The 6090-nt window shown below is 56.1% G+C and carries 8 protein-coding genes and 1 tRNA gene; 7 read left to right on the plus strand and 2 right to left on the minus strand.

Features of this window, described 5'->3' with window-relative positions:
* Position 1 precedes the first annotated feature (1 nt).
* Positions 2-838 carry an LD-carboxypeptidase gene (locus ACEW72_RS02365; RefSeq protein ID WP_373474776.1) on the minus strand — a complete coding sequence of 279 codons (837 nt, stop codon included), beginning with the start codon at positions 836-838 and terminating at the stop codon, positions 2-4.
* Between the two features lie 89 nt (positions 839-927).
* On the opposite strand from ACEW72_RS02365, the gene ACEW72_RS02370 reads away from it, so the two are divergent.
* The 7 genes from ACEW72_RS02370 (at position 928) to ACEW72_RS02400 (ending at position 5758) form a co-directional block, all read left to right on the plus strand.
* Entirely contained in the window at positions 928-2319 is a 1392-nt protein-coding gene (locus ACEW72_RS02370) for a glutamate ligase domain-containing protein (protein WP_373474777.1), read from the plus strand.
* A 54-nt stretch (positions 2320-2373) separates the two neighbouring features.
* Entirely contained in the window at positions 2374-3501 is a 1128-nt protein-coding gene (locus ACEW72_RS02375) for a diguanylate cyclase domain-containing protein (RefSeq protein WP_373474778.1), read from the plus strand.
* Between the two features lie 140 nt (positions 3502-3641).
* Positions 3642-4103 carry a 30S ribosomal protein S6 gene (gene rpsF / locus ACEW72_RS02380; protein ID WP_373474779.1) on the plus strand — a complete coding sequence of 154 codons (462 nt, stop codon included), beginning with the start codon at positions 3642-3644 and terminating at the stop codon, positions 4101-4103.
* Positions 4104-4106: 3 nt separating this feature from the next.
* Positions 4107-4331, plus strand: a complete 225-nt coding sequence (gene rpsR / locus ACEW72_RS02385; protein WP_143774744.1) for a 30S ribosomal protein S18 — start codon at positions 4107-4109, stop codon at positions 4329-4331.
* A gap of 10 nt (positions 4332-4341) precedes the next feature.
* Entirely contained in the window at positions 4342-5019 is a 678-nt protein-coding gene (rplI, locus tag ACEW72_RS02390; protein ID WP_373474780.1) for a 50S ribosomal protein L9, read from the plus strand.
* 78 nt (positions 5020-5097) lie between these two features.
* Complete coding sequence (locus ACEW72_RS02395) at positions 5098-5604, plus strand: 2'-5' RNA ligase family protein (RefSeq protein WP_373474781.1); 507 nt, start codon at positions 5098-5100, stop codon at positions 5602-5604.
* Between the two features lie 77 nt (positions 5605-5681).
* Positions 5682-5758 (plus strand) — tRNA-Met (locus tag ACEW72_RS02400).
* Between the two features lie 148 nt (positions 5759-5906).
* On the opposite strand, the gene ACEW72_RS02405 is transcribed toward ACEW72_RS02400, so the two are convergent.
* Positions 5907-6090, minus strand: a 184-nt coding sequence (locus ACEW72_RS02405) for a DUF6118 family protein (protein WP_373474782.1), incomplete at its 5' end; no start/stop codon positions are given.

Below are 6090 nucleotides of genomic sequence, written 5' to 3' on the forward strand. Positions count from 1 at the left end.
CCTATAAACTGGCGCTGGATGTTGCAAGCCCGAACGGAACAATCTTGTTGTCGGCATCATGCCCGATATCCGCAAAACCAAGAAAGGCGATGCCACTATTGCGGCACCATCGCTTGGCAATTTCGGTTGCGTCTTCACCAAAGGGGCGGTCATTGTTAGGCACATCGCTAACCCGACCGAGCCGCAAACCCGCAAGCCCGGCATCCTTCAAATGGCTGCTCACATGAAAAAAAGCGCGGTCAAAGGCGTAGAGATATTCGCTGACTTCCTCGATCATCAAAACATGGCCTTTAAGGTCTGGCATCAGCGGCGTTCCGGCCATCATGGCGAGCGTCATCAGATTAAACGCCGCATGGCGTTCGCCCGCCTGAACGTGCGGCTCCAGCGATTGCGGGTTGCGATATGCAATCCAGTCGAGCGCGCGACGGATTGCTTCATCACCACCCGTGCGCCGGATATCTGCGGGCATGGGGCCGTGTGCGAGGTTCGGAAAACCGTTGCGATAAAGGCAACCCAACAAATTTCCCTGATCACTGTAGCCCATGTATAGTTTGCGGCGCGCCACATCCTTCAAGCTTGCGACAGCGCTTTCGGCAATGCGACAGGCACCGTATCCGCCACGCACAAACCATATGGCGTCAACGCCGGGGTCGTTCGCAAGACCGACAAATGCTGTCAAACGCTCCAAGTCCGTACCTGCGAAATGGCCGGTTTCTGTGTAGCATTGCGGGTCGAAGAGCAATTCGACATCGGGGTGGCTGGCGGTGGCCAATGCCGTCACGCGATCGGCATCTTCGCGCGTAAAAGGGGTCGAGGGCGCGCAAATCCCTATCTTCATATCGGCTATTCCTCCCGCCCGTCAATGTTCAACCACACTTTAACATTGTGCATGTTGCCAAAGCCCGCCGCACACAATAGCGGGGATAGATGAGCAATACCAAATCCTATTTCTTCTGCGGCATCGGTGGTTCCGGGATGCTGCCGCTCGCCACCATATTGGCAGAGCAAGGCGCAGAAGTCGCCGGGTCCGATCGCGCGCTGGATCAAGGGCGTCTGGGAACGAAATTTGAATATCTTCAGGCGCGCGGCATGAACCTGTTCGCGCAAGATGGCAGCGGTTTGACAAACAGGAACCAGATTCTGGTCGCCTCGGCGGCAATCGAAGACAGCGTGCCTGATGTTGCCAAGGCAAATAGTCTAGGCTGTGCGCGCATGACACGGGCCGAACTGTTGGCCGAGCTATTTAACGCATCGCCGCGTTCGGTCGCCGTGGGCGGTACCAGCGGGAAGTCGACGGTAACCGGCATGATTGGCTGGATCGCAAATGAGTTATTGCTTGATCCGACGATCATGAACGGCGCGGTTATGCGTAACTTTGCCAATGATGATGCCCCGTTTGCCAGCAGCCGGGTAGGAAAGGGTGGGCTGTTCATCAGCGAAGTGGATGAAAGCGACGGTTCTATTGCACTGTTTCATCCTGAAATCGCGGTGCTCAATAACATCACGCTGGATCATAAAAGCCTTGACGAATTGCGGCAGTTGTTCGGCGATTTTGCTGCGCGGGCAAAGTGTACGGTATGGAACGCCGATGATCCGGAAAGTGTCGCGCTTATGGCTGGAAAATCAGCAGCATTTTCCTTTGGATTTGCTGCAGCGGCGAATTATCGCGCGGTTGATGTCGTGGAGGCACCCCTGTCGGCGGAGTTTCGTCTCCTCGCCAAGGGCGCAGAATATGAAGTGAAACTGGCCGTGCCGGGTCGGCATAACGTCTCTAACGCACTCGCCGCGCTTGCTGCTTGCGCTGCGCAGGGACTTGATTTGAAAAAGGCCGTAATGGCAATCGGCCGCTATAAAGGTTTGGCCCGTCGCTTTGAAATTATCGGATCCGCCCGTGATATCACGGTCATTGACGATTTCGGGCACAATCCGGATAAAATAACGGCGACGCTCGATACTTTGAAGGTTTTTCCGGGGCGCGTAATCGCGTTTTTCCAGCCGCACGGGTTTGGGCCGCTGAGGGTCATGGGAAAAGAACTGGCCGACGTTTTCGCCGCGAAGCTGGACAGCGGGGACAGCCTGTATCTGTGCGATCCGGTCTATTTCGGCGGCACCGTGGACAGGAGCATAGGCGCAGACAGCGTCGTGGCGCGGATTAACGCCGCAGGAACGGTGCGTGCCGAGCATATCGCGGCCCGGGACGATTGTGGGCAGGCAATCCTTGCGGTCGCACAGCCGGGGGATCGCATCGTCATCATGGGCGCGCGTGATGACACACTAAGCGCATTTGCATTGGAAATATTGCATAAATTGTCGGCCTGAACGCGCACAAAAAAATATGGTAAAGAAAATGCACTGGTGTCCGTTTCTTGGTGCATGACTAACTTATCTCTCGATATGGGTGGCCGCCACGATACTGCCGGTGGCCTCTTAAAATGGCTTTGGGGACGTAAACCCGAGGTCCGCAATCCGAATGTCCGCGAAGAATTGTCGCGTGATGACCGGTTTATGATGCGCCACGGGGCCATGGTTGAAGATATTTGCGAATTTCTGGCGCGCGCCGGACTGGACCCGATCCCCGACCATTATGAGTTAGCTTGGCTCTATTTGGCCGGGGCTTCGAGTACACAGCGGCATATGATCGAGGCCCATATGCTGGAACATGGCGGGATTGCGCCCGTTCACGCAACTAGCCTGCTTGATGTCATGCGGAATGCCATTAGCGAGCGCGAATTGGCCCAAATGGTTGAAAAGGCCAAAATTGATATCAATGAAGCGCAGCTTACGGCAGATCGGTCGGGCCAGGAAGTCGCCAATTTCGGGGCGGCATTGGGCTTGTCTGCCGACTCGCTGTCCGACCCCGACGCGGCCCGTGAAGCCGTCATAAAGTTGCAAAACCTGACCAGAAACATGATGGAACGTGCCGCCAAAGCAGAAGCGGAATTAAAAGATCGTTCCAAGGCCATGTCGCAGTTGAAAAGCCGGCTGGTGCAAAGCCAGAAGCAGGCGTTAAGCGATGCTTTGACCGGCCTTCCCAATCGACGTTCATTCGATCTGCAGCTTGATGAAGCCATTGAAAACGCACACGAAACGAAACAACCCTTATCGGTCGCATTTTGTGACATCGACCATTTCAAAAAGGTCAATGATACCCACGGCCACGCCATCGGCGACCGGGTTATTAAACATGTCGCAGACATCCTGAAAAGCTGTGCCGGGGCAAAGGCCCATGTCGCACGGCACGGCGGCGAAGAATATGCCATGTTGTTCGAAAATATGAATGCGTCGCTTGCTTGTGAGCTGCTGAACAACGGCCGCGCCCGGCTTGATGCCAAAAGGCTGATTGCCAAGGACACCAATATGACTATTGGCGAAGTGACGATTTCGTGCGGCGTTGCCACCTTGCAAATCGGTGAAACCGGCGCATCCATGTTGACCCGCGCCGATCAGGCTTTGTACGAAGCCAAAAACACCGGACGCAACCGCATCTGCATCGCACCTTAGGCTTGCGCCTTAGGGTTGCGCTTATTCCTGATTCCCCCTAGGGCGCACGCTCTGCCGAATATGATTCGGTAGAACGAAGAAGGCCGGAGGGGCGTTCGCATGGTGCGGCGTCAGCGATCGGTAGGAACAAGGAAACGCCCATGCCGATGTACGAGCATGTATTTTTGGCGCGTCAGGACCTGTCACAGGCCCAAGTCGACGCGCTGGCTGAAAATGCCACCAAGATTGTGGAAGACAATGAAGGCAAGGTCATCAAGACCGAAACCTGGGGTCTTCGCACATTGACCTATAAAATTCAGAAAAACCGCAAGGCACATTTTGTCATGCTGGACATTGAAGCTTCGGGCGCAGCAATTGCCGAGCTTGAACGCCAGACCCGCATGAACGAAGACGTGATCCGCTACATGACCGTCCGCGTTGACGAACATGAAAAGGGACCGTCGGTCATGATGCGCAAGAGCGACCGTCCAGAGCGCAGCGAACGCGGCGGCTTTGGTGGTGATCGTGATCGCGGCGACCGTGACCGTGGCGCCCCGCGTCCAGATCGTGGTGATCGTGGTGACCGTCCCGACCGCGCACCCCGTGCAGAGCAGGAGGCATAAATCATGGCACGTCCGTTTTTCCGTCGTCGCAAGTCCTGCCCGTTTCAGGGTAAAGATGCGCCAAAGATCGATTATAAAGATGTACGCCTGCTTCAAGGTTACATTTCCGAGCGTGGCAAGATTGTCCCGTCGCGCATCACTGCCGTTTCGGCAAAGAAGCAGCGTGAGCTGGGCCAGGCTATCAAGCGCGCCCGTCACATCGGCCTTCTGCCGTACATCGTGAAGTAGGAGCCGAAACATGGATATCATACTTCTCGAACGCGTAGAAAAGCTGGGTGCGATTGGTGATGTTGTCACCGTGAAGGACGGCTATGCCCGTAACTTCCTGTTGCCAAACAAGAAAGCCCTTCGCGCTAATGACGCAAACCGCAAGGTTTTTGAAGCCAACCGCGCCAGAATCGAAAGCGACAACGCAACCCGTCGCGGTGAAGCGCAAGCAGCATCGGGCAATGTCGAAGGCAAGCAGATCGTTCTGATCCGCGCTGCATCGCAAACCGGCCAGCTATATGGTTCGGTTTCGGTCAAGGACATCGTTGATGGCCTGAACGCTCAGGATGCAAAGGTCGCCAAGTCAATGATCGTGCTTGAACGCCCGATCAAAACACTCGGCCTGTTCGACGTGCGCGTCGTTCTGCACCCCGAAGTTTCGGTTATGGTCAAGGTCAACGTCGCCCGTTCGGACGACGAAGCCGAGCTGCAAAAAGACGGTGTCAATGTTCTCGACCAGATGTTCGAAGCCGAGCAGGCCGAGATTGCTGCCGAAGCCATTGAAGCACAGGTTGAAGCCGAAGTTGCAGCCGATGCTGCTGATGAAGCTGAAGCTGCTGCAAATGCCAAGCGCCGTGAAGAACAAGCCGCGGCCAAGGCTGCTGCTGAAGCTGACGGCGGTTTGTCGGCGGATGCCGACGACGCGTAAGTTTTTCGTCACGAAGCAAATGAGCCGCACGATCCTCGGGTCGGGCGGCTTTTTTGTGGCCATCGCCAGTCGAACGCCATGACCGCGCCGATCATCATAACTGCCGAAATGGGCAAAATGGACCAAGCTTGGGCGAACGGTTTGCGCCGGGCGCACTTCCCGGTGGAGCGCAACTTTCTGGACGCGCACATAACCCTGTTTCACCATTTGCCGCCAAGTCATTTGGCGGAAATTAAATCTCGACTGTCGGCTCTGGCGAAAGAATGCCCTGCGCCAGTCGCGACATTGTCCGAAGTGATGATGTTGGGGCGCGGCGTCGCCTATCGGGTGGAAAGCCCCGAATTGCTTGCGCTTCGTGATGAGTTGGCAGCGGAGTTCCAAGGGCTTCTTATCCCGCAGGATCAGGCCCGGCCCCGCTTGCATATCACCGTCCAGAACAAGGTCGAACCCGCCGTTGCCAAGGCCCTTCATGCGGCGCTGTTGCAAGATTTCAGGCCGCGTCCGCTTGCGATTACCGGACTTGGCGCGCATTATTACAGGGGCGGTCCGTGGGACCTTATCGGTCGTTGGTCATTTCGCGGATGACAGCCCTTGACCCGCCGGAACCCCCCGCTTATAGCGCCGCTTGCTTCCCCGCCGATGCAGGGATTCACGCTTGGTATGGCGAAGTAGCTCAGCTGGTTAGAGCGGTGGAATCATAATCCATAGGTCGGGGGTTCAAGTCCCTCCTTCGCTACCATTCAAGTCATTTATCGCTCTGTTTTAAAATGATAAAATGACTTTTCCGGGAAATTGAAACCACATTTGTTCCCACATTTTGTGTGGGTTTGCCTGGGCTGCTTTGACCCGCTCTGGGATCGTTGATCCCCCACTTCCGATGTTGTCACTCAGTTTCGTTCTTCGCCGTCTTGACGGATCTTGACCGTGCATAGCACCGGCTGCCGCGATGTTGCGGCATTCTTCCGGCAGGCGTCAATCACATCGCGGTTGTCGCGCTGCATGTCAGCGGCCTGCGCAAGTGCATTCCACGCTTCAGGGCTGTCGCTCTGCATCAGCCGCGCGCCTGCATCC

The sequence above is a fragment of the Sphingorhabdus sp. genome (genome assembly GCF_041737645.1).
Classification (GTDB): domain Bacteria; phylum Pseudomonadota; class Alphaproteobacteria; order Sphingomonadales; family Sphingomonadaceae; genus Sphingorhabdus_B.